The organism is Brachybacterium paraconglomeratum (assembly GCF_003994255.1).
GTDB lineage: Bacteria > Actinomycetota > Actinomycetes > Actinomycetales > Dermabacteraceae > Brachybacterium > Brachybacterium conglomeratum.
Genome location: NZ_ML133853.1, coordinates 23,423 through 47,930, shown reverse-complemented (window position 1 = coordinate 47,930; position 24,508 = coordinate 23,423). Strand labels below are relative to the sequence as shown.

Genomic DNA, 24,508 nt, shown 5'->3' with positions numbered 1-24,508 from the left:
CCGGACCGGGCGCACGAGCGCTCGGCCCCGGTCCCGCACGACCCGACGACCCCGCCCGACCGCACCGGAGCCCTCCGGTCCGGCCCGTCTCCAAGGAGCGATGCACATGTCCCGCAGCCCCCTGAACCTCTCCCGCCGCACCATGATGGCGGCTCTCGGCCTGGGTGCCGGCGCCGCCGGCCTCGCCGCCTGCGGCGCCCCGAACGGCGGGGGCGGCGGCAGCGCCGACGGCTCCGTCCGTGACGGCTTCTCGCAGGCCGACCTCACCGTCCCCTCCGAGTACGAGGGCCGCACCCCGATCCTGTTCTGGGCGCCCTTCACCGGGGTGAACTACGAGGTCCTCGCCAAGCAGTTCGCGGCCTTCAACGAGTCCCAGGACGAGATCGTCGCGATCGCCGAGTCCGTCGGCGGCTATGCCGACCTCAACCAGAAGTTCACCGCAGCCCTCCAGGCCCGCACGGTCCCGGACATCGTCTGCTTCCCCGAGATGCAGTGGCTCCAGTTCTACAACTCCGACGCGCTCGCACCGCTGGACAGCTACTTCGACGACGAGTGGAGCCTCGACGTCTATATCGACAACTACGTCGCCGAGGGCAAGGCCGCCGGCGAGACCTTCGTGGTGCCCTTCGCCCGCTCCACCCCGCTCTTCTACTACAACAAGACCCGCTACATCGAGGCGGGCCTGCCCGAGGAGGGCCCCGAGACCTGGGAGGACCTCGCCGAGTTCGCGCCTGAGCTGGCGAAGATCGAGGTCGAGGGCCGTCCGCTGGCGGCGCTCGCGGTCGGGGCCGACGACGCCTGGCACGCGCAGGCCGACATCTGGGGCTTCGGCGGGGCGAACGCGAACGAGGACTTCGCGGTCACGATCAACGAGGACGCGGGCGTGGAGTGGCTGGAGTGGCAGCGCAAGTTCATCCACGAGGACGGCTTCGGCTACATGGCGCAGGCCGCGGGCACCGACTTCGCCTCCGGCATCACCGCCGGGATGCGCGGCTCGACCGCCGGGCTGACCGGCACCACCGCCGCCACCGAGGGCGTCTTCGAGGTCGGCACCGCGTTCATGCTCTCCAAGGAGGGCCAGGAGAAGCAGGTCCCGACCGGCGGCTCCGGCCTCTCGATCGTGCGCAGCGACTCCCAGGACCGTCAGGACGCCTGCGCGGAGCTGTTCCGCTTCCTCGCCCAGCCGGAGAAGTCCGCCGAGTGGCACGCGGGCACCGGCTACGTCCCGATCGTGAAGGCCGCGGCCGACACCCAGGCGGTCAAGGACCTCGTCGCGGAGAACCCGAACTACGGCGTCGCGCTCGCCCAGCTCGAGAACGCCCGCACCGCGGACTACACCAACTGGGATCAGGGCTCCGTCACCGAGATCGGCGCCGCGCAGGCGCAGGTCTACGGCGACGGCGCCGATCCGAAGAAGGTGCTCGACGCGCTCGCGGCCACCCTCCAGGAGACCCTCGATGACAACCGCGAGGACTACGAGGCCGTGGAGTTCGAGGGCTGGAACTGAGCGTCCTGCCCTGAGCGGGTCCCGGTCGCCGCGGCGACCGGGACCCGCCGTCCCCGGGGGGTGAGCCGTGGCGGCCCGCCCCGGCCGCTCGCCCTGCCGACCATCCCACCCAGGAGAACCACCCATCATGACCCCCACGCAGCCCGCCCTCGTCGGACACCGGGGCGCCGCCGCCCTCGACCCCGAGAACACCGTGCGCTCCTTCCGGCGCGGCGTCGCCGAGGGCTCGACGCTGCTCGAGTGCGACGTCCACCTCAGCGCCGACGGCCAGGACGTGATCCTCCACGACGCGACCCTGGACCGCACCGTGCAGGCCGACTCCCCGCTGCGCACCGGCGCGGTCGCCGACCTGACCCGCGCCCAGCTGGACCGGGTGCTGGTGGGGGAGGGCGAGCACATCCCGACCCTCGCCCAGGTGCTCGAGGCGGCCGTGCGCGAGGACGGCACCCGGGTGCCGCTGCTGGTGGAGATCAAGGCGCCGGGCGCCGTGGAGCGGGTGCTCGAGGTCCTCGCCGAGGAGTTCGGCGACGGCGGCGCGGAGGCCTGGACGGACCCGTCGGCCGCCCCGGCCGTGCTGCTCTCCTTCCACCAGGAGCCGCTGCAGCACGCGCAGCAGGTCGCGCCCTGGATCCCGCGGATGCTCACCACCACCGCGACGAGCCCCGAGTGGTGGCAGGCGTGCCGAGACCTCGGCGTCGTCCACGCCGGCGTGCGGATCGCCGACGCCCGTCAGGCCGACGTCGAGCGCGCTGCCGAGCTCGGCGTGGCCCTGAACCTGTGGACCGCACGCACCGAGGAGGAGCTCGAGCGGGCCCTCGAGCTCGGCTGCGACACCCTCACCGTCGACGACCCGGTCTGGGCGGCGGCGCTGATGGAGCGCCACGCCCTGGTCTGAGCGTGTGAGGGACGGGGCGATGGACGGGGGAGCCCCTGGCCGCCGCTCGGCCGGTCCCGCACCTGTGTCGAGCACGGGGCGAAGGCGTGACCCGCGGCATGCTGGGGGTCGGGACGGGAGGGCCTCGTCCCGAGCGCCCCGCCGCGCCGGGCGACCGGACCGCCCCCGACCCGCACGAGCTCGCCCCCCGATCACTGCACGCCCGACCGCTCAAGGAGCACCATGACCCCGAAGCGCCCCGCCCGCCCCGCGATCGTCGGCCACCGCGGCGCCAGCGCGCACGCCCCCGAGAACACGCTCGCCGCGTTCCGCCGCGCGATCGAGGACGGCGCCCAGCTGCTCGAGTGCGACGTCCATCTCAGCGCAGACGACGAGGTGGTCGTGATGCACGACGAGACCATCGACCGCACTGCCGCGGCGGACTCGCCCCGGCGCAGCGGCGCCATCGGCGAGCTGACCCGTGCCGAGCTCGACACGGTGCTGCTCGAGGACGGTGAGAAGGTCCCCTCGCTCGCCGAGCTGCTGGAGACGACCACCGTGCCCCTGTTCATCGAGGTCAAGGTCGCCGGTGCCGGCGAGGCCGTCGCCGGGCAGCTCGCCGCGCTCCCGGAGGACTCCCCGGCGAAGGTCTCCACCGTCATCTCCTTCCACGCCGAGGCGCTCGAGGCGATCCGTCGCGGCAGCCCTGGCACGCCGGTCTCGTATCTCGTCGAGCAGATCACCGCGCAGACGATCCGGACAGCGAAGGACCTCGGCGCCGCGGGGATCGGCCCGGCGATCGACGGGCTCGCCCTCCGCGCCGCCCGCGCCGTGCACGAGGCCGGTCTGCGCCTGAACCCGTGGACCGTGAACACCGCGGCCCAGCTCGAGGTGGCCCTCGCCTGCGGCGTCGACACGATCACCACCGACGACCCGGCCTGGGTGCAGCGCGAGCTCGACGTGCGGAGCTGACGTCCGGGGCGCCTCCTGTGCCGCCCCGGCCTCGCCGCCCGAGGCATCGCCCTGCCCGGCTCCGCCAGCCTGGTGGAGCTCGTGCGGCCGGCGGAGGTCGTGATCGCGCGCGCGATGAGGCCGCAGCCGCGCGCATCTCACGGGAATGCGGGGAGAGCGCCGCGCGTTGCACACCCTCATGAAGGCCATCACCTACAGCAGCTACGGGGGCCCCGAGGTCCTCACCCTCTCCGAGCTCGAGGACCCGAAGGTCGGCCCTGGCGAGATCCTCGTCGACGTGCGCGCCGCGGGGGTGAACCCCGTGGACTGGAAGGTGATGTCCGGCGGCCTCGACCCGCTGATGACCACCACCTTCCCCGTCATCCCCGGCTGGGACGTCGCGGGCGTCGTCGCGGCGGTGGGCCTGGACGTCCCGGAGTTCTCCGTCGGCGACGCGGTCATGGCCTACGCCCGCAAGGACTGGGTCCAGGCCGGCTCCTTCGCCGAGAAGATGACGGTCCCGGTGCGCGCCGCCGCCCGCAAGCCCGACTCCCTCTCCTTCGCCCAGGCCGGCGCACTGCCTCTCGCCGGCCTCACCGCCCACCAGTCCCTGCACCGTCTCGGCCTCACCGCCGGGCAGACGGTGCTGGTCCACGGCGCGAACGGCGGCGTCGGCTCCTTCGCCGTGCAGATCGCGGCGGCGGCCGGTGCCCGCGTGATCGGCACCGCCTCGGAGCGCAACCATGAGCGGCTGCGCGGGCTCGGTGCCGAGCCCGTCGAGTACGGGGAGGGGCTCGTCGGGCGGGTCCGGGAGCACGCCCCGGAGGGCGTCGACCTCGTCGTCGACTACGTCGGCGGGGTGCTCGAGCAGACCCTCGCCGTGCTCAAGGACGGCGGGCGCCACGCCTCCATCGCCGACGGCTCCGTCGTCGGCTCCGGCGGCGAGTACCTGTGGGTGCGGCCCGACGCCGCGGACCTCGCCGCGCTCGGCGAGCTCGCCGAGGCCGGAGACCTCCGCATCGACGTCGAACGCGCCTTCCCCCTCGCCGAGGCGGCCGACGCCTTCCGCGCGAGCATGGAGGGGCACGCTCGCGGGAAGATCGTCCTGACCGTCGGCTGACGCCGCGGCGCGCCCGTCGATCGCCGGGTCGGACCCGCTGACGCCGCGGCACCCGCTTGATACGGTGTCGTCGCCCTGTGGGGCGCCTCACATCGCAGTGCCCGTCGGCGCCCCGCGCATCCCCACACCGCCACGCCCGCCGCGTGCGCGGATCGGAAGGCTCTCGCTGTGAATCGTTCTGCGGACGTTCCTCCTCCCACCCCCGCCCGCGCCGCCACCCCGTCGCTGCGCCACCTCTCCCGCCGCTCCGCGCTCGGCCTCGGCCTCGCCGCCGGCGGTGCGGCCCTTCTGCCGCTGGGTGCCGCGCACGCCGAGGGCGGCACCCGCGACGCCGTCCCCGCCCTCCACCCCGCCCCGCAGTCCCTCACCGGCTCCGGGAAACTGCTGCCCCTGACCCGGCGCGTGCAGCTGCAGGCGGGCGACGGCGTCGACAAGCGGGCCCGCGAACTCCTGGTCGAGGCGCTCGAGGCGGCCGGCTGCGCCGTCGAGACGCTCCCCGCGGACGCCGACCCCGCCGCCGGCGGCACCCGTGTCCACCTCGGGACCCCCGAGGAGACACCGAGCCTCACCCCGGTGCTCGAGGTGCTCGGCGTCGGGGGCCCCGAGGACCTCGCCGCCGACGGCTACGTGCTCGCCGCCGGCCGCGACCGCGGCACCGTCCTCGCCCTCGCCGGGCGCGACGCCCGCGGCACCTTCTACGCCGTCCAGACCCTGCGCCGCCTCCTCGCCGGCCGCTCGCTGGTCCCCGAGGTCACGGTGCGCGACGAGCCGCTGATGGAGATCCGCGGCGCGATCGAGGGCTTCTACGGCATCCCCTGGTCCCATCAGGCCCGTCAGGACCTCTTCGCCTTCTGCGGGCGGCACAAGCTCAACACCTATATCTACACCCCCAAGGACGACCTGCTGCTGCGCTCGAAGTGGCGCGAGCTCTACGCGGGCGAGGACCTCGAGCAGCTCGCCGAGCTGGTCGAGGTCGCGAACGCCCACCACGTCGACTTCACCTACGCCCTCTCGCCCGGCAACGACATCGTCTACGGCTCCGACGCCGACTTCGAGGCGACGGTGACGAAGTTCGAGCAGCTGCGCGAACTGGGCGTGACCAGCTTCTACATCGCACTGGACGACATCCCGTGGGAGCTCGGCGAGGAGGACGCCGCACAGTTCGACTCCCTGCCCGCGGCGCAGGTCCACTACCTGAACCGGGTCCAGGAGGAGTACGTGCGGGCGCACGACCTGTCCCCGCTGCAGACCGTGCCCACCGGGTACACCGGCTCCGGACCCACCGACTACAAGACCGCCTTCGGCACCGGCCTGGACCCGGAGGTGCGCGTGCAGTGGACCGGCGAGGGCGTGTTCTCCCCCTCGATCACCGAGGAGTCCGTGGTCAAGGCCGTCGAGTCGTACCGGACCGAGCACCTCTACATCTGGGACAACTTCCCGGTCAACGACGGCCGCCGCGAGCGACTCTTCCTCAACCCCCTCGAGGGCCGCGCCCCGACCCTCCACGAGCACCTCGCCGGCTTCACCGCGAACCCGATGATCCAGCCCTACGCCTCACTGATCTCGCTGGGCAACTACGCCGACTACTGCTGGAACCCGGCCGTCTACGACGCCGCCGAGTCCTGGGACGCGGTCGTCGACGAGCTCGCCGGCCCCGAGGAGCAGATCCGCTCCGACCTGCGCGTCCTCGCGGACCTCCACCAGAACTGGCCCTACCGCTCCGGCTCCCCGCTGGCCCCCGCGCTCGAGGCGGATCTCACCGCCTACTGGGAGGCGGACGTCGACGGCGGGGCCGAGGGCACGGCGCTCGTCGAGCGCCTGACCCGGATCGCGGGGCTCGAGGACTCCCTCGCCGGCATGGCCGAGCCCGGCTTCCATCAGGACACCCTGCCCTGGATCGTCGCGGGCGCCCAGTGGGCCGAGGGCCTGCTCGCCCAGCACGAGATGATGGCGGCGCTGCACGCCGGGGACCACGGGGCTGCCTCCGAGGCGGCGGCCCGGGCGGTCGAGCGGTTCGCGCTCGCGGGGCGCGCGACCGTCCCCGACCAGCGCAAGGACGGCGTGTACAAGGAGGACCAGATCGTCCCCGTCGTCGGCGGCGGACTGTTCGAGGCCTTCGCCGCACGCGCCTGGGAGGTGCTGCGCGCGGCCCTGCCCGGGGACCCGTCGCTGCCCCTCCGCGGGCTGCCCGCCACCGCCACCACGACCCTCGGCACCTACCGGGACCACGCCCCCGAGCTCATGGCCGACGGCGACCTCTCGACCTTCTTCTGGTCCGACGGCGCGCCCGCGGTCGGCGACGAGGTGCGCATCGACCTCGAGGAGAGCCACGAGATCACCTTCGTGCGCGTGCAGATGGCGCGCAGCGACGACACCGCCGGTGACCAGATCCAGCACGGCGTGCTCGAGCTCTCGGCCGACGGGCAGAGCTGGACCGAGGCGGCGAGCACCGACGGCTCCCCGTTGCTCGAGGTCACGCTCGACGCTCCTGTCGCCACTCAGGCGGCGCGGCTGCGCGTGACCCGCAAGAACGAGGGCGGGAAGTGGGTGCAAGTGCGCGAGTTCGCCCTGGCCGAGGAGCCGCCGGAGGCCTGAGGGGTCGGTGCGGAGTCTCGCCCGCCGGGCCCCCGGTGGGCGAGACTCGGGGCGAGGGAGGCCGCACCGCCGATCCCGTCACGCTGAGGAGGAATGCCATGAAGACCGTCGACGGATCCCCGCTGATCAGCCTGCGTCGCGGCGACATCACCCAGGTGGACGACGTCGACGCGATCGTCAACGCCGCGAACTCCACCCTGCTCGGCGGCGGCGGGGTCGACGGCGCGATCCATCGCGCCGCCGGTCCCGACCTGCTCGCCGAGTGTCGAACCCTGGGGGGCTGCCAGACCGGGGACACGAAGCTCACCGGCGGGCACGACCTGCCTGTCCCGTACGTCCTGCACACTGTCGGCCCCATCTGGTCCGCCCACGCCGACGAGGCCGGTCGCGCCCGCCGCGACGCCGAGCTCGCCTCCTGCTACCGACGCTGCCTCGAGGTCACGCACGAGCACGATCTGCACCGCCTCGCCTTCCCCTCGATCTCCACCGGCGCCTACCGCTTCCCCCTCGACCGCGCCGCGCGCATCGCGATCGCGAGCCTGCGCGAGAGCGCGGCGCGGCTCGGCGGGCGCTGGGAGCTGCGCCTGGTGCTCTTCGACGACGAGGCCCTCGCCGCCTACGGGAAGGCCCTCGAGGGTCGTCGCGACGACGCTCCGCTGTGACCCCCGTCTCGCCGGTGCATGGCGAGACAGGCACGTGCATGTTCACTCACTGAACGTCCCGTGACCGCCCGACTCCGTACGCGTACTCTGGCCCCGCTCCGCCCTCCGACCCCGAGGGTCCCGCGACATCGGGCCTCCGGGCCCCTGAAAGGACTGCGATGCTCGACTCGACGCTCCAGGACACCTTCGACCGCGTGCTCCGCCGGAACCCCGGCGAGCCCGAGTTCCAGCAGGCCGTCCGGGAGGTGTTCGAGTCCCTCGAGGTCGTGCAGTCCCGGCACCCCGAGTACCAGGACCACGGGATCCTGATGCGGCTGTGCGAGCCCGAGCGCCAGATCATCTTCCGCGTCCCGTGGGTCGATGACGAGGGCGTCGTGCAGGTCAACCGCGGCTTCCGCGTCGAGTACAACTCCGCGCTCGGCCCGTACAAGGGCGGTCTGCGCTTCCACCCGAGCGTCAACCTCGGCATCGTGAAGTTCCTCGGCTTCGAGCAGATCTTCAAGAACTCCCTGACCGGTCTGCCCATCGGCGGCGGCAAGGGCGGCTCGGACTTCGATCCGCACGGCCGCTCCGACGGCGAGGTCATGCGCTTCTGCCAGTCGTTCATGACCGAGCTGCACCGCCACATGGGCGAGTACACCGACGTCCCCGCCGGCGACATCGGCGTGGGCGCCCGCGAGATCGGCTACCTCTTCGGTCAGTACAAGCGCCTGACCAACCGCTACGAGGCGGGCGTTCTGACCGGCAAGGGCCTGGACTGGGGCGGCTCTCTCGTGCGCAAGGAGGCCACCGGCTACGGCGCGGCCATCTTCGCCGACGAGATGCTCAAGGCCCGCGGCAAGTCCTTCGAAGGCCGCCGCGTCGCCGTCTCCGGCTCCGGCAACGTCGCCCTCTACGCGATCGAGAAGTCCCGCCAGCTCGGCGGCCTCCCGGTCACCGCCTCGGACTCCTCCGGCTACGTCGTGGACGAGAACGGCATCGACCTCGAGCTGCTCCAGCAGATCAAGGAGGTCGAGCGCGGTCGCATCCACGAGTACGCCGACCGTCGCGGCGAGGGCGCCCGCTTCGTCAAGGGCGGCAGCGTCTGGGACGTCCCGGCCGACATCGCCCTGCCCAGCGCCACCCAGAACGAGCTCGACGCGGACGCCGCTCGGACCCTCGTGAAGAACGGCGTGCTCGCCGTCTCCGAGGGCGCGAACATGCCCTGCACCCCCGAGGCCGTCACCGTGTTCCGCGAGGCCGAGGTCGCCTTCGGCCCCGGCAAGGCCGCGAACGCCGGCGGCGTCGCGACCAGCGCGCTCGAGATGCAGCAGAACGCGAGCCGCGACGCCTGGAGCTTCGCGCACACCGAGGAGCGCCTCACGCAGATCATGAAGAATATCCACACCACCTGCCTCGAGACTGCCGAGGACATGGATCGCCCCGGCGACTACGTCGTCGGTGCGAACGTCGCCGGCTTCCGCAAAGTGGCCGACGCGATGATCGCCTTCGGCGTGATCTGAGCCCCGCCGGCCCTGGCCCCACGGAGGCCCTTGCCCGCCGGGCAGAGTTGGGGCCGATACCTGGTGGTGCGTCGGAGCCGCCTTGCACATCGATGGAGCACCGGCGACCGCTATCGCGATAGCGGTCGCCGGTGCTCCAGTCGATGCCGCCCTGGCGACCGACGGGTGTCGACGCTGTTTTCGGGCGTTTCCATCACCGTCGTCGTGATGCGGCCTCGGCCTTCTCGATCACAGGCCGCAGCGCCATGTAGATGCAGCACACGATGGCCGCCATGAGACAGGCGGCCCAGAAGCTCTCGGTGATAAGGCTGTAGCCGAGCGCAAGAAGTGCGAGCGAGAGGAGATTGGTGGCGATCTCCTGGTGAACTCGTGGCTTCCTGTGCAGGGCCGCACGGATGGCAGTATCCGACTTCGTCGACAGGATGAACCACAGGATGAAGATCCCGCATGCCGAGATCAAAGTCCAATGCCAGTCCAAGCGGAACGGGACGCCCATCAGGAGGGCGACACCCGTGACGCCGATCGTCGGCAGGATAGCGATGACCACCGCGCCGAACAGCAGCGCGGCGACCGTCACCACCGCAAGGAACTTCATGGGGAGTTCAGACGACAATGTTGGTGAGCCACCAAGCAGCCTGCTGCGACACGTCCGGTGGGATCCCCGCACTCATGAAGCTCGCCGTCAGAGCTGCTTCGGTCCAGGCATTCGCATTGTCGAGGGCCTCGAGGATCTTGTCGGTGTATGGCCGGATGGGCTTCGGGATTGCTCCGCGACCATACCGCAGGGCAGCCTTGGCTGCTTGCTTGATGGCGGTGGGGATGAGGTATGGCGTGGTGGTGGATTCGGCCCGAGTCGCAGCCTCGGCTGCAGCATCTGCCGATTCCTTGTCACCCGCGTCCAGTGCGGCCTTCTCGATCTGTCGCCATTCCTCGGCGGTCAGTGGTCGAAGTGTCGACTCCTCATCTTGGCGGCTCTGCGCCCAGGTGGGCGACGTGAAGACTGTGGCCCCCGCTGTCGACGCAAGTACCGTGGCAGTTCTGAAGAATAGTCGCCGGTCCATGGTTCTCCTTCGGCGTTGTGGGCTGGTGACTATATTTCCCATCACGATCCGAACACACGCCGGCGATTCATGTCAATCGAGACCTGCCACTTATTCCTGCCGTGATGATGTTCGGGCGGTGTCGATGCAGGGGCGTGAGGCCTCGGCGCCCTGATCCCCGGAGTGGAGTCGGGTCGGAGGTCTAGGGCCGGAGCGGACGGGCGGCCAGGTCGCCGAGCTCGCGACCACGGGGTGACGCCCGGCTCTGGGTGCCGCGCGCCATACGTCCCCAATTGCGAAAGATTCTCATTCGCTGGTAACTTCCTGGCATGCACCTGATGAGAAGCATTGTCATGAAGCGGCGCGCTGCCGCCCTCCTCGGGGCGGGCGTGCTCGCGCTCGCCGCCTGCGGCTCGGGCGTCGACGGGGGAGCCTCCGACGGCGGGGGCGACGGGGCCGGGGCCGCCGAGTCCCCGTCCTCGGACCGCACCGAGGTCGGCGCGCTCAGCCCCCGGATCGTCCTCGCCCATGGGGGCGGCGTCGTCACCCTCGACTCGGCCGACGGCTCCGTGCTGAACGAGACCCCCGTCGAGGGCTACGTCCGCCTGAACCCCGCCGGCGACGGCCGCCACGTCGCGGTCAGCGCCTCCGACGCCGTGACCATGTACGACACCGGCCTGCTCGCCCAGGGGCACGGCGACCACTTCCACTACTACGTCCAGGACCCGGCGCTCACCGACCTCTCCGTCGAGGCCCCTCACCCCGGTCACGTCGTCCCTCACGGCGACCGCACCGCGATCTTCGCCGACGGCAGCGGCGAGATCACCCTGTTCGACCCGACCGCCCTCGGCGAGGGCAAGCTCGACGTGCTCGAGGAGACCGCGACCGAGGACCCGCACCACGGCGTCGCCGTCCCGCTCTCGGACGGCGGGCTGCTGACCACCCAGGGCACCGAGGACGCCCGCAGCACCGTGCAGGTCCTGGACGCAGACGGGAAGGTCGTCGCCGAGACCGACGACTGCCCCGGCGTGCACGGCGAGGCCGCCGCACAGCCCACCGAGTCAGGGGACGTCATCTCGCTCGGCTGCGAGAACGGCTCGGTGGTCTACCGCGACGGCGAGTTCCACAAGGTCGCGATCGAGGGCGACTACCAGCGCTCCGGAAACCAGAAGGGCCATGAGGACTCCCCGATCGTGCTCGCGGACCACAAGGTCGAGGCCGAGCTTGCCGGAGGCATCGAGCGACCCACTGAGATCGCGCTGATCGACACCCGCGATGCGACCCAGCAGCTCGTCGACCTCGGCTCCCCGTACTGGTTCCGCAGCCTCGACCGCGGCCCCGACGGCGAGGCGCTCGTGCTCACCTACGACGGCGAGCTGAACATCCTGGACCCCGAGAGCGGCGAGATCCTCCACGAGGTCCCCGTGACCGGTGAGTGGGAGGAGGGCGAGAACTGGCAGGAGGCCGGCCCGATGCTCTCGGTCGCCGACGGCACCGCCTTCGTCGTCGACCCCGAGGCGAAGAAGCTCAGCATGGTCGACGTCGCCAGCGGCGAGGTCTACCGCGAGCTCGACCTGCCCGTCGTCCCGCACGAGATCCAGGTGACCACCGGCACCGCCTCCGGCGAGTACGAGGTCCCCCCGGGCGCGAGCGAGTCGAAGGGCGAGGAGGGCCATGAGGGCCACGACCACGCCGACGAGGGCCACGACCTCTGAGCCCACGCTGCTGATGCATCACTCGGCGTGAGGGCAGGCAGGGCCGGCCGGTGCGATCAGCCGCGGCGGCCGGTCCTCGCGAGCACCCGGGTCTGCCGTCGGCCCCGGCGGGCACGTCCTCGGGCGCGCCGAAGATGCCGGGGGCGTAGGCATGCTTGCCCCAGCCGTCCACTGCGGCGTCGACCAGCGCGAGCTAGGCCTCGGTCAGGCGGGCATCGCGGCCCTGTGCGCTGGCCTGGCTCCAGCGATGGACGATCAGGTCGACGGCGCAGGAATCCATCTACCGCCGGTTCCCGCTCGCCTCGCTGCGCCCCTGGCGGCGTCGCTGCAGGATCCCTGTGCGGGATGTGACGGAGGGGGACAGTGCCGAGCAGCGGGTGCTGCAGTTCCCCGTCCGCCTCGCGGTCACGACCCCCGCCCACTCGCGATGAGCGAGGGAGGAGGCTCAGAACCCCAGCTCGTCGGCCCGGGCGATGATCGCCTCGGCGGTGGAGATCGCCTGGTCGACGTACGCCTCGCCGAAGAGGTGCACGTGCGCGAGCAGCCCGAAGAAGAGGTGCGCGGGGAGGTCCTGCTCCCAGTCGCCGGGCAGCGGGTGCTCCTCGGTGTAGCCCTCGAAGATCTCCTCGAGGTGCGGGGCGTCGAAGAGGGAGAGCATCGCGAGATCCTCGAGGCGGTGGCCGCCGTGCGCGGACGGGTCGATGAGGGTCACCCCGTCGGCCGTCCACATCAGGTTCCCGGACCACAGGTCGCCGTGCACGCGGCTGGGCTCCTCGGTGCCCTGGCCGCTGATGCCGTCGTAGGCGCCGTCGGCGATCATGTCGATCGCCTCGTCGACGGTGTCGTGGCCGTCGGCGCCGAGGGTGCGGGTGACCTTGTCGGCCAGGGGGCGCAGCCGCTCCTCGGCCCAGTACACCGCGAACTCCTTCTCGACGCGGGTCGAGACGGGGAAGGGGTTCTCGAGCGGGCCGAAGAAGGCGGGGTCGGCGGGGGACCAGCCGAAGCCGGGTGCGCCGGAGTCGTGCAGGCGGGCGAGGCGTCGGCCGAACTCGCGGGCCGCCTCGGGGGTCGGTCCGACGGGCTCCAGGCGCGCCAGACGCAGGGAGTCCTTCTCCTCCTCGAGCACCTCGACCACGGGGACGGCACCGGGCTCGGCGAGCCAGCGCAGCCCCGCGGCCTCGGCCGCGATGTGCCCCTTGGGGGCGTTCGATGCGTTCTTCACGAAGTCGCTCATGGGCCCACCGTAAGCAGAGGGTGACGTGATCGCGCCACTGTGCAGGTGGGCGATGTGGTGGGGAGGACAGTCAGCCATCCAGGCCGAGCTCTGCGGCGAGGGTGCCCTGCAGCACCGGCAGCACCTGGCGGTGGGAGGCGCGGGTCGCGGCGCGCGAGGCGACGTGCACGAGCATCGCGGTGCGCTCGTAGGCGGTCCACGCCCGCACCCGCTCGCGCAGCGCACCGACGTCGGCGATCCCCGCGGGCACCTCGCCGAGCTTGCCGCGAGCCCGCACGTACTCGTCGACGAAGGCCGTGACCTGCTCCTCCGCGAGCGGCACGTACCAGGGCCCGCCGTGCACGGGACCGCCGATGATCGCGAGATCGCGGGCGGGGTCGTCGCCCTGCGCCCACTCGTAGTCGATGTACTGCACGCGCGGAAGGCCGGTCGACGGGTCGGTGCCGTCCCACAGGATGTTCGTCGAGCACAGGTCGCCGTGGCAGAGCGCGAAGCCGTCCAGCTGCGCGATCTGGTCCTCGATGCCGGCGACCCGGGCGAGCGCCTCCTCGAAGAAGGGCTCGAGCCCGTGCTCGGCGAGCAGCGCGCCGTGCCGGGCGCGCCAGGACTCGACCTCGGCCTCCACCTCGGGCAGCAGCGCCTGGGGGCCGACGGGGACCGCCGCCCACGGGTCCTCCCCGAAGCTCACCGGCCCGCGGCCCGGGGCGGGCACGGCATGGAGACGGGCGAGGAGCCGGGCATGGGAGCGCAGGTGCGCACCCGTCCAGGCCTCGGGCGCGGCGGCCACGCCCGGAATCTCGGTGGTGACGACGCAGGGGTGGCCGAGCGGGCTGGTCGCGGCGTCGTCGTGCACGGCGATCGGAGCGGGGCCGGCCTCCGGCGGGATCAGGGTCAGCGCCGCGATCTCGTGGCCCAGGTCCTGGTGCAGCTCCTCGGGAGCGACATGCGCGATCCGCACGATGACCGGCGCGTTCTCCTGCGGGGTCACGCGCCAGGCGGCGAAGCGCTCGCCCACCCCGGCCAGCGCCACCCGCGCCTGGCCAGAGAGGGAGGGCGGCAGGGCGGACTTGTGCAGGCCGGGCAGGCGCAGGGGAGTGGCGTCGTCCTCCCCGAGCGGGAGCACGAGCGCGCCGCGCCGCCACGCCTCCACGATCCGCTCGCCCATCGCGGGCGAGGCGGGGTCCAGCGGCGCCGGGGTGCCGGTGCGCGGATCCGGGATCATGTTCGCTCCTCTCCGAGGGGTGGTGCGAGTCTATCGCCGCAGGCCCGCGCCCTGCCCCTCCCCGCGGATACGATGGGCCGGCCCGCGCCCCCGCCCGAAGGAGACCCCCGATGGAGCTCGTCCTGCTCGCGATCGGCGTCGGCCTCGGGGTCGGGATCGTGGTCGGCGCGCTCGGAGCGGGCGGGGGGATCCTCGCGGTGCCGGTGCTGGTGTTCCTGCTGGGCATGCCGCCGCATGCCGCGACCGCCTCGAGCCTCGTGATCGTGCTGATCACGGCGCTGGCGAGCCTGCCCCACCATGCGCGGCAGCGGAACGTGGGGTGGCGGGCGGGGCTCGTGTTCGCGGGGGTGTCGGTGGTCGGCGCCGTCCTCGGCTCGCGGCTGTCGGCCCTGGTCCCGCCTGATGTGCTGCTGACCCTGTTCGGGGCCATGCTCGCGGTCGTCGCCGCGGCGATGCTGCGCCGCGGTCTGCGCACCCGCCGGATGGAGGACGCGGAGGCGGCCGCTCTGGGCACCGTCCCGCTCGCCGACGGGGACGCCCCCATCGCCTCCCACGACGACCCCGTCCTGGACCAGCCCGGCCCCGACACGGTCGAGACGGCCGACGGGCTGCAGCACCATCACGGCGAGCCCGACCTGCCGTTCTCCCCGGCCGCGCCGCCCTCCCCGCGGTGGGGCTCCGTGATCGCCGCCGCCTCGCTCACCGGCTTCCTCACCGGCTTCTTCGGCGTGGGCGGCGGGTTCATCGTCGTGCCCATGCTGGTGATCGCGCTGGGGCTCGCGATGCGTCGCGCCTCCGGCACGAGCCTGCTGGTCATGATCATCGCGACCGCCACCAGCCTGCTCGCCCGCCTCGGCACCGACGTGCAGGTCGACTGGGCGACCACTCTGATCTTCGCGGCCGGCTCCGCCGTCGGCGGCGTGCTCGGCGGGCCGCTCTCGGCGAAGGCGCGCCCCTCGACGCTGACCCTGCTGTTCGCGGCGCTGCTCGCGGGCGTCGCCGCGGTGACGCTGGTCGAGACGCTGCTGCTCTGAGGCCGCGCCGGCGGTGCCGCCGCGCCGCCGCGACGTCCCTGCACCGCCGGCTCTCGCGCCCCTTCCCACCGACCCCGCCACGAGAGGACCCTCCATGACGAGCCCCGCCCGCCGTGCTGCGCACCGGCACGAGGACGAGATCGGCCACGTGCTCGCGATCCACCACGACCGGCCGGGCCCCCGCACGGTGATCGGCTTCGCCGTGGCATGGGTCCGACGCGGCCTGGGGTCCTTGTCCGACCTTCGACGGAGTCCGGTGGTCGACTGATGGCGTGTGGCGTACCGCTACGCCTATATAGGCGTACTGGTACGCCCTGCGCCAGCGCTCGACCTTGAGCAGGCAGCAGGCAGCAGGCAGCAGGCAGCAGGGGAGCAGGCAGCAGGGGAGCAGGCAGCAGGAGCGGGGAGGATCAGGCGCTCGCGCCGGTCACCGTGCGCACCGCGTCGTCGATGAGCCGCGCGGCGGCACGGGCGGTGCGGGAGTCGATGTCGAGGGACGGGTTCAGCTCCACCACGTCCAGCAGCGCCAGCTTCCCGGAGCCCGCCGCGGTGCGGACGGCCGCGGCGATCAGCGGCAGCGGCACCCCGTGCGCGGCCGGCGCCGAGACGCCCGGCGCGACCGCGGCCGGGAGCACGTCCAGGTCGATCGTCAGGTAGAGGACGTCGAGCTCCGCGGCGAACTGCTCCACGAAGCGGGTGATCCCCTCGGCGCCGGCGGCGAGGCACTGCTCGTCGGTCCACCAGGTGACGCCCAGCCCTCGCGCCTTCTCGAACAGCGCGCCGGTGTTCGAGGGTTCCGCGATCCCGAGCACCGCATAGCGCAGCTCGCGGCCCGCGGCGTGCTCCGCCGCGGCCATCTGCGCGAAGGGCGTGCCGGAGGTGGGGCGCGGCTCGCTGCGCAGATCGAAGTGCGCATCGAGGTTCAGCACGCCCCAGCGCTGACCGGCCCGCGGGCCGAAGCCGGAGCCCATCAGCCCCAGGTACGAGGACCAGGCGGTCTCGTGCCCGCCGCCGAGCACCACGGCCAGGCGTGATCCGGCCCGGTCCAGGCCGTGCGCGGTCAGCGCCGCGGCCGCGGCCTGCCCCGCCTCGAGGTCCTCGCCGACGGTCTCCGCATCGCCCAGGTCGTGCAGCTGGACCTCGCCGTGCGCGAGCGGCCCGTGCAGGGCGAGCGGGGCAAGCGCGCGGCGCAGGGCCGCGGGACCGTCGGCCGCGCCGACGCGACCGCGGTTGCGCCGCACCCCCTCGTCGGAGCGGAATCCGAGCAGCGCGACGTGGTCCGCGGCCGGGTCCGGGACGGCGGCACCTGCCTCCGCGACCTCTCCCGACGGGCCGTCGCCGTCGGCCTCTCCGCGGCGCACGACCTGCACCGCCTGGTGCCAGCGGGCGTGCTCAGGGCCGTCGCCGTCGTGCCGTCCGGTCCACGCGGAGGCAGGGGTGGAAGAGGTCGTCATCGAAGGCTCCTCGTCGGCTCTCCAAGGGGGTAGGTTCCTCCCATCATGGCACCGTGGGCCCGCCGCCGATCCGGCGCGGGAACCACGGGCGTCCGGCGCACCGGACGCTGCGGCCCTGACGGCGAGAGGCGGTGTCCGGGCAGGTCGAAGCCGGATCCGCGCACGTGGGACGATCGAGAACCGCACGACGAGACCGGCACCCGCACGACGAGGAGTCACGATGGCACGCAGCGACCGTCCGGGCCAGACCGAGGAGCGCCGACGTCTCGGCGCGAGCGACCACGCGGTCGAGGACGCCCTGGTCCAGGAGTTCGAGAACACCGTCACAGAGGGCGCGAACCGGCTCAACCGCACCTGGCGAGCGCTGGTGGTCACGGGGCTCTTCGGCGGGATCGACGTGGGGCTCGGTCTGCTGGCGATGCTCGCGGTGATGGACGCGACCGGCTCGAAGCTGCTGGGCGGGCTCGCCTTCGGCGTCGGCCTGTACGCGCTGCGGCTGGCGCACTCGGAGCTGTTCACCGAGGAGTTCCTGGTCCCGATCAACGCCATCGTGGCCGGGCACGGCACCTGGTGGCAGCTGCTGCGGCTGTGGAGCGTGACGCTGGTGACCAACCTCGCCGGCGGCTGGGCGCTGGCCTGGCTGGTCGTCGCGGCGTTCCCGCACTTCGAGGACGTGCTGCTGGAGTCGACCGCGCAGTACATGGAGCCCGGCCTCACACTCGAGACGGCCTCCCTCGCGATCCTGGCCGGCTTCACGATCACGCTGGTGACGAGGATGAGCCAGGGCTCCAGCGAGGGCATCGCGACCCTCGCGAACTCGCTCATCTCCGGGCTGCTGGTGGTGGGGCTGGGCATGTTCCACGGCGCGCTGAGCTCCGCGGTGATCTTCGCGGCCATGCACGCCGGCGCCGAGACCACCTACCTCCAGTGGCTGGTCTGGTGCGCGTGGGTGATCCCGTTGAACATGGTCGGCGGCCTGGTGATCCTCACCCTGCCCCGGCTCGTGCGCACCTGGGAGCTGGTGCGGGCCGAGCGGGAGGCGCAGAGCCTGCGGTCCGCCGGCGGGGAGGACAGGGCAGAGCCGGCGCCGACGCGCTGAGGGCCGGCCCGTCCCGCTGCGCCTCGGGGGCGTCGGTGGCATGCTTCGGCCATGGCCACCCCGAAAGTCCCGGCGGCCGACGCGACGCTGCGTCTGCTGACCTTCCTCGCCTCGCGCCGCGCCCCCGTCGCCGCCGCGCGCATCGCCGAGGAGCTGGACCTGCCGCGCTCCCGCACCTACGACCTGCTGGCGACCCTCGTCGAGCACGGCTACGTCCTGCACCTTGACCAGGAGCGGCTGTACGGGCTGGGGCCGGCGGCTCACGAGCTCTCCGGGGCCTATCTGCGTCAGGAGCCGCTGGCTCGGATCGGTCGCCGCGTGGTCGAGCAGATGGTCGACGCGGTGGGGGAGAGCGGGCATCTCGCAGTGCTGCATGGGCGTGACGTGCTCTACGTGGTCGAGGAGCGCGCCCGGAACCGGCCGAGCCTCGTCACCGACGTCGGCGTGCGGATCCCCGCCCATCTCACGGCGAGCGGCCGCGCGATCCTCGCTCACCTGCCCGCCCCCCAGCTCCGTGCCCTCTACGGCACCGCCGCCGACTTCGCCGCCCGCACCGACGCACCCGGCCCCGCCACTCCGAAGGAGCTGAGGGAGCTGCTGACGGCCGTGCGCGCAGAGGGGATCGCGAGCGAGTCCGGCGAGGTCAGCGACGAGATGGGCTCGGTCGCCGCCGTGGTGCGCGATCACGCCGGCTGGCCCGCCGCCGCCGTTGCGCTGACCTTCGTCGAGGCTCGCGTCGGCCCCGCCGAGCGCAAGCGCCTCGCCACCTCCGTGCGCCGCGGCGCGGAGGAGATCACACGGCGACTCGGCGGGCGGGCGGAGACGGCGGGGACGTCCCCGACCGGAAGGTGACCGGGCGCCCGCCGGGCCGTAGCGTGCGGGCATGGACTTCGTGACGATGAGCGACGGCGCCCGCCTGGCGACGTGGACCGACCCAGGGCCTGCCGACGCCCCGGCGGTGATCCTGGTCCACGGCGGCCCGGGGCTCTGGGACTACCTCGCCCCGCTCGCCGGACTGCTGGCGGGCCGCGCGACCGTGCACCGCTACGACCAGCGACGCTGCGGGCACTCGACGGGTCCCGACGGGAGCGGCGGGGCACCGGGAGCCCCCGTCGACCCGCCCGCCGACCTCACCATCGCGCGCTTCGTCGAGGACATCGAGGAGCTGCGCCGGGCCTTCGGGCACGAGCGGGTCGCCCTCGTCGGCCACTCCTTCGGGGCGACCCTCGCCCTCGCCCATGCCGGCACCCACCCCGATCGGGTGACGGCGCTCGGGTACGTGGACGGGGTGGGAGTGGGCGACTGGCGCACCCCGTACCGCGCCGAGCGGGCGCGCCGCCTCGCGCCCTGGGCGGAGCGCTTCGCCGCCCTGGACGGACGGCAGCGCACCGCCGACGAGGAGGTGGAGTGGCGACGTCTCAGCTGGGCGACGGACTACGCCGATCCCCGGTCCGGCTACGACCTCGCCGAACCGATGGCGACCTCTCCGCACGCGATCGCCCACCAGGTCAATCGTGCGCTGATGCGCTTCGACGGCATGGACCAGATCACCTGGGCGACCGCGGTCCGCTGCCCGATCACGTTCCTCCACGGCATGCAGGACCCCCGCCCCGTCGGTCCCGTGGTCTCGCTGGCCGCCTATGCCCGAGCTCCCCGCAAGAGGGTCGTCCCCGAGGCAGGGCACCTGCCGTGGGTCGAGCAGCCCGAGCGGGTCCGGGAGATCCTCGCGGAGATCGTGGCCACCGCGAGCGCGCGGAGCTGACGAGCGGCTCCGGGCGTCCGGTATTCCGGACATCACTCAGGTCCCGCCTCTCGACCCGACCCTGTGGCGGTGGTGTCCTGAGGGGACCCCGAGCAGCCCCGCCCCCGAGGCGCCCGATCCCCGATCCAGGAGCCGAAGATGACCCTCCCCGGAGCCCGTCCCGTCCGCGCCGACCGCGGCACCGACCTCACCGCCAGGTCCTGGCAGACCGAGGCGCCGCTGCGCATGCTCATGAACAACCTCGACCCGGAGGTCGCCGAGCGGCCCGACGACCTCGTCGTCTACGGCGGCACCGGCCGCGCCGCCCGCTCCTGGGAGGCCTTCGACGCGATCGTCGACACCCTCAAGGACCTCGAGGACGACGAGACCCTGCTGGTCCAGTCCGGCAAGCCCGTCGGCGTGCTGCGCACGAACGAGTGGGCGCCGCGCGTGCTGCTGGCGAACTCCAACCTCGTCGGCGACTGGGCGACCTGGCCCGAGTTCCGCCGGCTCGAGGCCGAGGGCCTGATGATGTACGGCCAGATGACCGCCGGGTCCTGGATCTACATCGCGACCCAGGGCATCCTCCAGGGCACCTTCGAGACCTTCGCGGCCGTCGCCCGGAAGCGCTTCGGCGGCACCCTGGCCGGCACCATCACCCTCACCGGCGGCTGCGGCGGCATGGGCGGCGCGCAGCCGCTGGCCGTCACCCTCAACGAGGGGGTGTGCCTGATCGTGGACGTGGACCGCACCCGCCTCGAGCGCCGCGTCGCCAAGCGCTACTGCCACGAGATCGCCGACGACCTCGACGACGCGATCGCCCGCGCGAACGCGGCGAAAGCCGAGAAGCGGGGCCTGTCCATCGGCATCGTCGGCAACGCGGCCGAGGTCTTCCCCGCCCTGCTCGAGCGGCACCGGGCCGGTGACCTGCAGATCGACGTGGTCACCGACCAGACCTCCGCCCACGACCCGCTGAGCTACCTGCCCACCGAGGTCGCCGTCGAGGACTGGCAGCGCGAGGCCGCGGCCGACGAGGAGGGCTTCACCAAGAAGGCCCGCGAGGCGATGGCCCGCCAGGTCCAGGCCATGGTCGAGTTCCAGGACGAGGGCGCCGAGGTGTTCGACTACGGCAACTCCATCCGTGACGAGGCCCGCCACGCCGGCTACGACCGCGCCTTCGAGTTCCCCGGCTTCGTCCCCGCCTACATCCGGCCGCTGTTCTGCGAGGGCCTCGGCCCGTTCCGCTGGGTGGCGCTGTCCGGCGACCCCGAGGACATCGAGGTCACCGATGCGGCGCTGAAGGAGCTGTTCCCCGAGAACGAGCACCTGCACCGCTGGCTCGACGCGGCGGAGGAGTTCGTCGAGTTCGAGGGCCTGCCCGCCCGCATCTGCTGGCTCGGCTACGGCGAGCGGCACAAGGCCGGGATGCTCTTCAACGACCTCGTGCGCGACGGGAAGGTCAAGGCCCCGATCGTGATCGGTCGCGACCACCTCGACTCCGGCTCCGTCGCCTCCCCCTATCGGGAGACCGAGTCGATGCTCGACGGCTCCGACGCGATCGCCGACTGGCCGCTGCTGAACGCCCTGACCGCCACCAGCTCCGGCGCGACCTGGGTGTCGATCCACCATGGCGGCGGCGTCGGCATCGGCCGCTCGATCCACGCCGGCCAGGTCGGCGTCGCCGACGGCACCGAGCTCGCCCGCCGCAAGCTCGAGCGCCTGCTCACCAACGACCCCGCCATGGGCGTGATCCGCCACGTCGACGCCGGCTACTCCCGCGCCGACCAGGTCGCCCACGAGCGCGGGGTCCGCATCCCGATGACCCCGGTGCGCCGGGACTGAGGAGGCACGCCATGACCTCGACCCTGCTCACCGGCATCTCCGAGCTCTGGACCCTCGACCCCGCCCTCGACGACCCCGCCCGCCCCGGGCAGGTCACCGAGGAGCAGGTGCTGCACGAGGCCGCCCTCGTGATCGAGGACGGCCGCGTGGCCTGGACCGGCCCCGCCTCGCAGGCCCCGTCGGCCGACGAACGCGAGGACCTGGGCGGTCGGGCCGTGCTGCCCGGCTGGGTCGACTCCCACTCCCACCTCGTCTTCGACGGCGACCGTGCCGCCGAGTTCGAGGCCCGGATGGCGGGGCAGGCCTATGCCGCAGGCGGCATCGGCGTGACCACCTCGGCGACCCGGGAGGCGTCCGACGAGCGCCTGCGCACCCTCGTCCGGGCCCGGCTCGCGGAGGCCGCCGCCGGCGGCACCACCACGATGGAGACCAAGACCGGCTACGGCCTCACCGTCGCCGACGAGGCCCGGGCCGCGCGCCTCCTCGCCGCCCTCGCGGCCGACGGGGAGCTCGACGAGGTCACCTTCCTCGGCGCGCACCTCGTCCCCTCCGAGTACGACGGCCAGGACGGCCGACCCGGGGCGGAGGAGTACGTCGATCTCGTCGCGGGGGAGATGCTCGAGGCGGTCGCGGAGCACGTGCGCTGGATCGACGTGTTCTGCGAGGAGGGCGCCTTCGACCCCGCCCGGTCCGAGCGGGTGCTGCGCGCCGGCGCCGCGGCGGGCCTGGGCCTCCGCGTCCACGGCAATCAGCTGGGCCGCAGCGGCGGCGTCGCGCTCGCCGCCGCGCTCGGCGCCGCGAGCGTCGACCATCTCAACCACCTCGCGCCGGAGGATGTCGAGGCGCTCGCCGCGACCGCCTCTCGGCCCACGGCCGACGGGGACGCCCCCGGCCTCCTCGCCGTGGACGCCGGGCCGACGGTCGCGACCGTGCTGCCCGCCTGCGACCTCTCCACCCGCGCCCCTCTCGCCCCCGCCCGGGAGCTGCTCGACGCCGGCGCCGCCCTCGCGATCGCCTCGAACTGCAACCCCGGCACCAGCTACACGAGCGCGATGAGCTTCTGCGTCGCGACCGCCGTGCTGCAGATGCACCTCTCCCTCGCCGAGGCCGTGCGCGCCGCGACCCGCGGCGGGGCCCTCGCCCTGCGCCGCAGCGACGTCGGCCATCTCGGGACCGGCGCCCGCGCCGACCTGCACGTGCTCGACGCCCCTGCCGCGATCCACCTCGCCTACCGCCCCGGCATGCCGCTGACCCATCAGGTGCATCGGCGCGGGGTGCGGATCGCCTGACCCGCCGCCACGTCCCGTCACCGAAAGGGCACCCCATGACCGACACCGTCCCCCTCTCCGCCGAGGGGATCACCGCCGCCGACGTGCTCGCCGTCGCCCGCCGAGGGGCCCGCGTCCAGCTCGACCCCGCCGCCCGCGAGCAGGTCGCCTCCGTCCGCGCTCACATCGACGCGCTCGCCGCGGGCGAGACCCCCGTCTACGGCGTCTCCACCGGCTTCGGGGCGCTGGCCGACACGTCGATCCCGCCCTCGATGCGCCACGCCCTGCAGCGCTCGCTGATCCGCTCCCACGCCGCCGGCGCCGGCCCCGAGGTCGAGACCGAGGTGGTGCGCGCCCTGATGCTGCTGCGCGCCCGCACCCTCGCCTCCGGCCGCACCGGCGTGCGCCCCGTCGTCGTCGAGACGATGCTCGCGCTGCTGAACGCCCGCATCACCCCGATCGTCCACGAGTACGGCTCCCTCGGCTGCTCCGGCGACCTCGCCCCGCTCTCCCACTGCGCGATCGTGCTGATGGGGGAGGGGCGCGCCCGCGACCGCGACGGCGTGGAGCGGCCTGTGCCCGAGCTGCTCGCCGAGGCGGGGATCGAGCCGGTGCTGCTCGAGGAGAAGGAGGGCCTGGCCCTCATCAACGGCACGGACGGCATGCTCGGCATGCTCCTGATGGCCCTGGCCGACCTCGACGAGCTGGTGCGCACCGCCGACGTCACCACGGCGCTGTCCGTGCAGGCCCTGCGCGGCCGCGACACCGTCTTCCACCCCGAGCTGCACGCCCCGCTGCGTCCCCATCCCGGCCAGGAGGCGTCGGCCGCGAACATCCTCGCCCTGCTCGAGGGCTCCGGGATCATCGCCGACGTCGCCGCCGAGGGATCCCGTGTCCAGGACGCCTACTCGCTGCGCTGCGCCCCGCAGGTCGCCGGCGGCGTGCGGGACACGATCGAGCACGCCCGCACCGTCGCCGAGCGCGAGCTCGCCTCCGCGATCGACAACCCCGTCGTGCTCGAGGACGGCACCGTCACCTCCAACGGGAACTTCCACGGCGCCCCCGTCGCCTACGTGCTCGACTTCCTCGCCGTCGTCTCCGCGGACCTCGCCTCGATCGCGGAGCGCCGCACCGACCGGATGCTCGACAAGTCCCGCTCCCACGGCCTGCCGCCCTTCCTCGCCGACGACCCCGGCGTGGACTCCGGCTTCATGATCGCCCAGTACACCCAGGCCGGCCTCGTCTCCGAGATGAAGCGTCTCGCGGCGCCGGCCAGCGTGGACTCGATCCCCTCCTCCGCCATGCAGGAGGACCACGTCTCGATGGGCTGGCACGCCGCCCGCAAGCTCCGCACCTCCGTCGAGAACCTCCGCCGGGTCCTCGCGATCGAGCTGCTCACCGCCGCCCGCGCGATCGACCTGCGGGCGCCGCTGAGCCCGTCGGCCGGCAGCGCCGCCGCGATCGCGGTGCTGCGGGAGAGCGTCGACGGGCCCGGCCCGGACCGCTTCCTCGCCCCCGACATCGCCGAGGCGGAGGCGCGTCTGGCCGACGGGACGCTGCTCGCCGCGGTGGAGGGCGTCGTCGGCGACCTGCGATGACGATCTTCACCCCGGCCGGAGCGGTCGCAGCAGGCGGGGGAGCGGTAGCC

At 73.3% G+C, this 24,508-nt stretch carries 21 protein-coding genes; 16 read left to right on the top strand and 5 right to left on the bottom strand.

Going from position 1 to position 24,508, the window contains the following annotated elements:
- Positions 1-106: 106 nt before the first annotated feature.
- The 7 genes from DS079_RS06180 to gdhA all read left to right on the top strand — a co-directional run bounded on the left by DS079_RS06180 (position 107) and on the right by gdhA (position 9,211).
- Entirely contained in the window at positions 107-1,507 is a 1,401-nt protein-coding gene (locus tag DS079_RS06180; RefSeq protein ID WP_126985800.1) for an ABC transporter substrate-binding protein, read from the top strand.
- A gap of 127 nt (positions 1,508-1,634) precedes the next feature.
- Positions 1,635-2,402: a glycerophosphodiester phosphodiesterase gene (locus DS079_RS06175; RefSeq protein ID WP_126985798.1), complete on the top strand. Its 768-nt coding sequence runs from the start codon at positions 1,635-1,637 to the stop codon at positions 2,400-2,402.
- A 222-nt stretch (positions 2,403-2,624) separates the two neighbouring features.
- Positions 2,625-3,353, top strand: a complete 729-nt coding sequence (locus DS079_RS06170; protein ID WP_126985796.1) for a glycerophosphodiester phosphodiesterase — start codon at positions 2,625-2,627, stop codon at positions 3,351-3,353.
- Positions 3,354-3,531: 178 nt separating this feature from the next.
- Positions 3,532-4,452, top strand: coding sequence for an NADP-dependent oxidoreductase (locus DS079_RS06165; protein WP_126985794.1), 921 nt, complete (start codon positions 3,532-3,534; stop codon positions 4,450-4,452).
- Positions 4,453-4,620: 168 nt separating this feature from the next.
- A complete protein-coding gene (locus DS079_RS17045; protein WP_164736135.1) occupies positions 4,621-7,047 on the top strand; it encodes a glycoside hydrolase family 84 protein in 2,427 nt (808 codons plus the stop codon).
- 98 nt (positions 7,048-7,145) lie between these two features.
- Positions 7,146-7,709 (top strand): O-acetyl-ADP-ribose deacetylase, encoded by a 564-nt coding sequence (locus DS079_RS06145; protein ID WP_126985792.1) that lies wholly within the window; start codon positions 7,146-7,148, stop codon positions 7,707-7,709.
- 158 nt (positions 7,710-7,867) lie between these two features.
- Entirely contained in the window at positions 7,868-9,211 is a 1,344-nt protein-coding gene (gene gdhA, locus DS079_RS06140; RefSeq protein WP_126985790.1) for an NADP-specific glutamate dehydrogenase, read from the top strand.
- A gap of 193 nt (positions 9,212-9,404) precedes the next feature.
- On the opposite strand, the gene DS079_RS06135 is transcribed toward gdhA, so the two are convergent.
- A complete protein-coding gene (locus DS079_RS06135; protein ID WP_126985788.1) occupies positions 9,405-9,806 on the bottom strand; it encodes a hypothetical protein in 402 nt (133 codons plus the stop codon).
- A gap of 7 nt (positions 9,807-9,813) precedes the next feature.
- Complete coding sequence (locus DS079_RS06130) at positions 9,814-10,272, bottom strand: hypothetical protein (RefSeq protein WP_126985786.1); 459 nt, start codon at positions 10,270-10,272, stop codon at positions 9,814-9,816.
- Positions 10,273-10,604: 332 nt separating this feature from the next.
- On the opposite strand from DS079_RS06130, the gene DS079_RS06125 reads away from it, so the two are divergent.
- Positions 10,605-11,966, top strand: a complete 1,362-nt coding sequence (locus DS079_RS06125; protein ID WP_126985784.1) for a WD40 repeat domain-containing protein — start codon at positions 10,605-10,607, stop codon at positions 11,964-11,966.
- A 445-nt stretch (positions 11,967-12,411) separates the two neighbouring features.
- On the opposite strand, the gene DS079_RS06110 is transcribed toward DS079_RS06125, so the two are convergent.
- Entirely contained in the window at positions 12,412-13,278 is an 867-nt protein-coding gene (locus DS079_RS06110; protein WP_271190693.1) for a fructosamine kinase family protein, read from the bottom strand.
- Positions 13,271-14,422 (bottom strand): phosphotransferase family protein, encoded by a 1,152-nt coding sequence (locus DS079_RS06105; RefSeq protein WP_126985780.1) that lies wholly within the window; start codon positions 14,420-14,422, stop codon positions 13,271-13,273. Before DS079_RS06105 ends, DS079_RS06110 begins: the two co-directional genes overlap by 8 nt.
- A gap of 110 nt (positions 14,423-14,532) precedes the next feature.
- Between DS079_RS06105 and DS079_RS06100 the strand changes: the two genes are divergently transcribed.
- Together DS079_RS06100 and DS079_RS17040 are read left to right on the top strand one after the other, a co-directional pair.
- Entirely contained in the window at positions 14,533-15,456 is a 924-nt protein-coding gene (locus DS079_RS06100) for a sulfite exporter TauE/SafE family protein (RefSeq protein WP_126985778.1), read from the top strand.
- Positions 15,457-15,550: 94 nt separating this feature from the next.
- On the top strand, positions 15,551-15,724 hold the full coding sequence (locus DS079_RS17040; protein WP_157998677.1) for a hypothetical protein: 174 nt from the start codon (positions 15,551-15,553) through the stop codon (positions 15,722-15,724).
- Positions 15,725-15,866: 142 nt separating this feature from the next.
- On the opposite strand, the gene hutG is transcribed toward DS079_RS17040, so the two are convergent.
- Positions 15,867-16,910: a formimidoylglutamase gene (gene hutG / locus DS079_RS06095; RefSeq protein WP_126985776.1), complete on the bottom strand. Its 1,044-nt coding sequence runs from the start codon at positions 16,908-16,910 to the stop codon at positions 15,867-15,869.
- Positions 16,911-17,130: 220 nt separating this feature from the next.
- On the opposite strand from hutG, the gene DS079_RS06090 reads away from it, so the two are divergent.
- From DS079_RS06090 to hutH, 6 genes are all read left to right on the top strand, one after another.
- Positions 17,131-18,009 carry a formate/nitrite transporter family protein gene (locus DS079_RS06090; RefSeq protein WP_126985774.1) on the top strand — a complete coding sequence of 293 codons (879 nt, stop codon included), beginning with the start codon at positions 17,131-17,133 and terminating at the stop codon, positions 18,007-18,009.
- Positions 18,010-18,060: 51 nt separating this feature from the next.
- Positions 18,061-18,861, top strand: a complete 801-nt coding sequence (locus DS079_RS06085; protein ID WP_126985772.1) for an IclR family transcriptional regulator — start codon at positions 18,061-18,063, stop codon at positions 18,859-18,861.
- A 31-nt stretch (positions 18,862-18,892) separates the two neighbouring features.
- Complete coding sequence (locus tag DS079_RS06080) at positions 18,893-19,771, top strand: alpha/beta fold hydrolase (protein ID WP_126985770.1); 879 nt, start codon at positions 18,893-18,895, stop codon at positions 19,769-19,771.
- A gap of 138 nt (positions 19,772-19,909) precedes the next feature.
- The gene (gene hutU, locus DS079_RS06075) at positions 19,910-21,592 is read left to right on the top strand and encodes a urocanate hydratase (RefSeq protein ID WP_126985768.1); all 1,683 of its coding nucleotides are present in this window, start codon (positions 19,910-19,912) and stop codon (positions 21,590-21,592) included.
- 11 nt (positions 21,593-21,603) lie between these two features.
- A complete protein-coding gene (locus DS079_RS06070) occupies positions 21,604-22,881 on the top strand; it encodes an amidohydrolase family protein (protein WP_126985766.1) in 1,278 nt (425 codons plus the stop codon).
- Between the two features lie 35 nt (positions 22,882-22,916).
- Positions 22,917-24,458, top strand: a complete 1,542-nt coding sequence (gene hutH, locus DS079_RS06065) for a histidine ammonia-lyase (RefSeq protein ID WP_126985764.1) — start codon at positions 22,917-22,919, stop codon at positions 24,456-24,458.
- Positions 24,459-24,508: the final 50 nt, after the last annotated feature.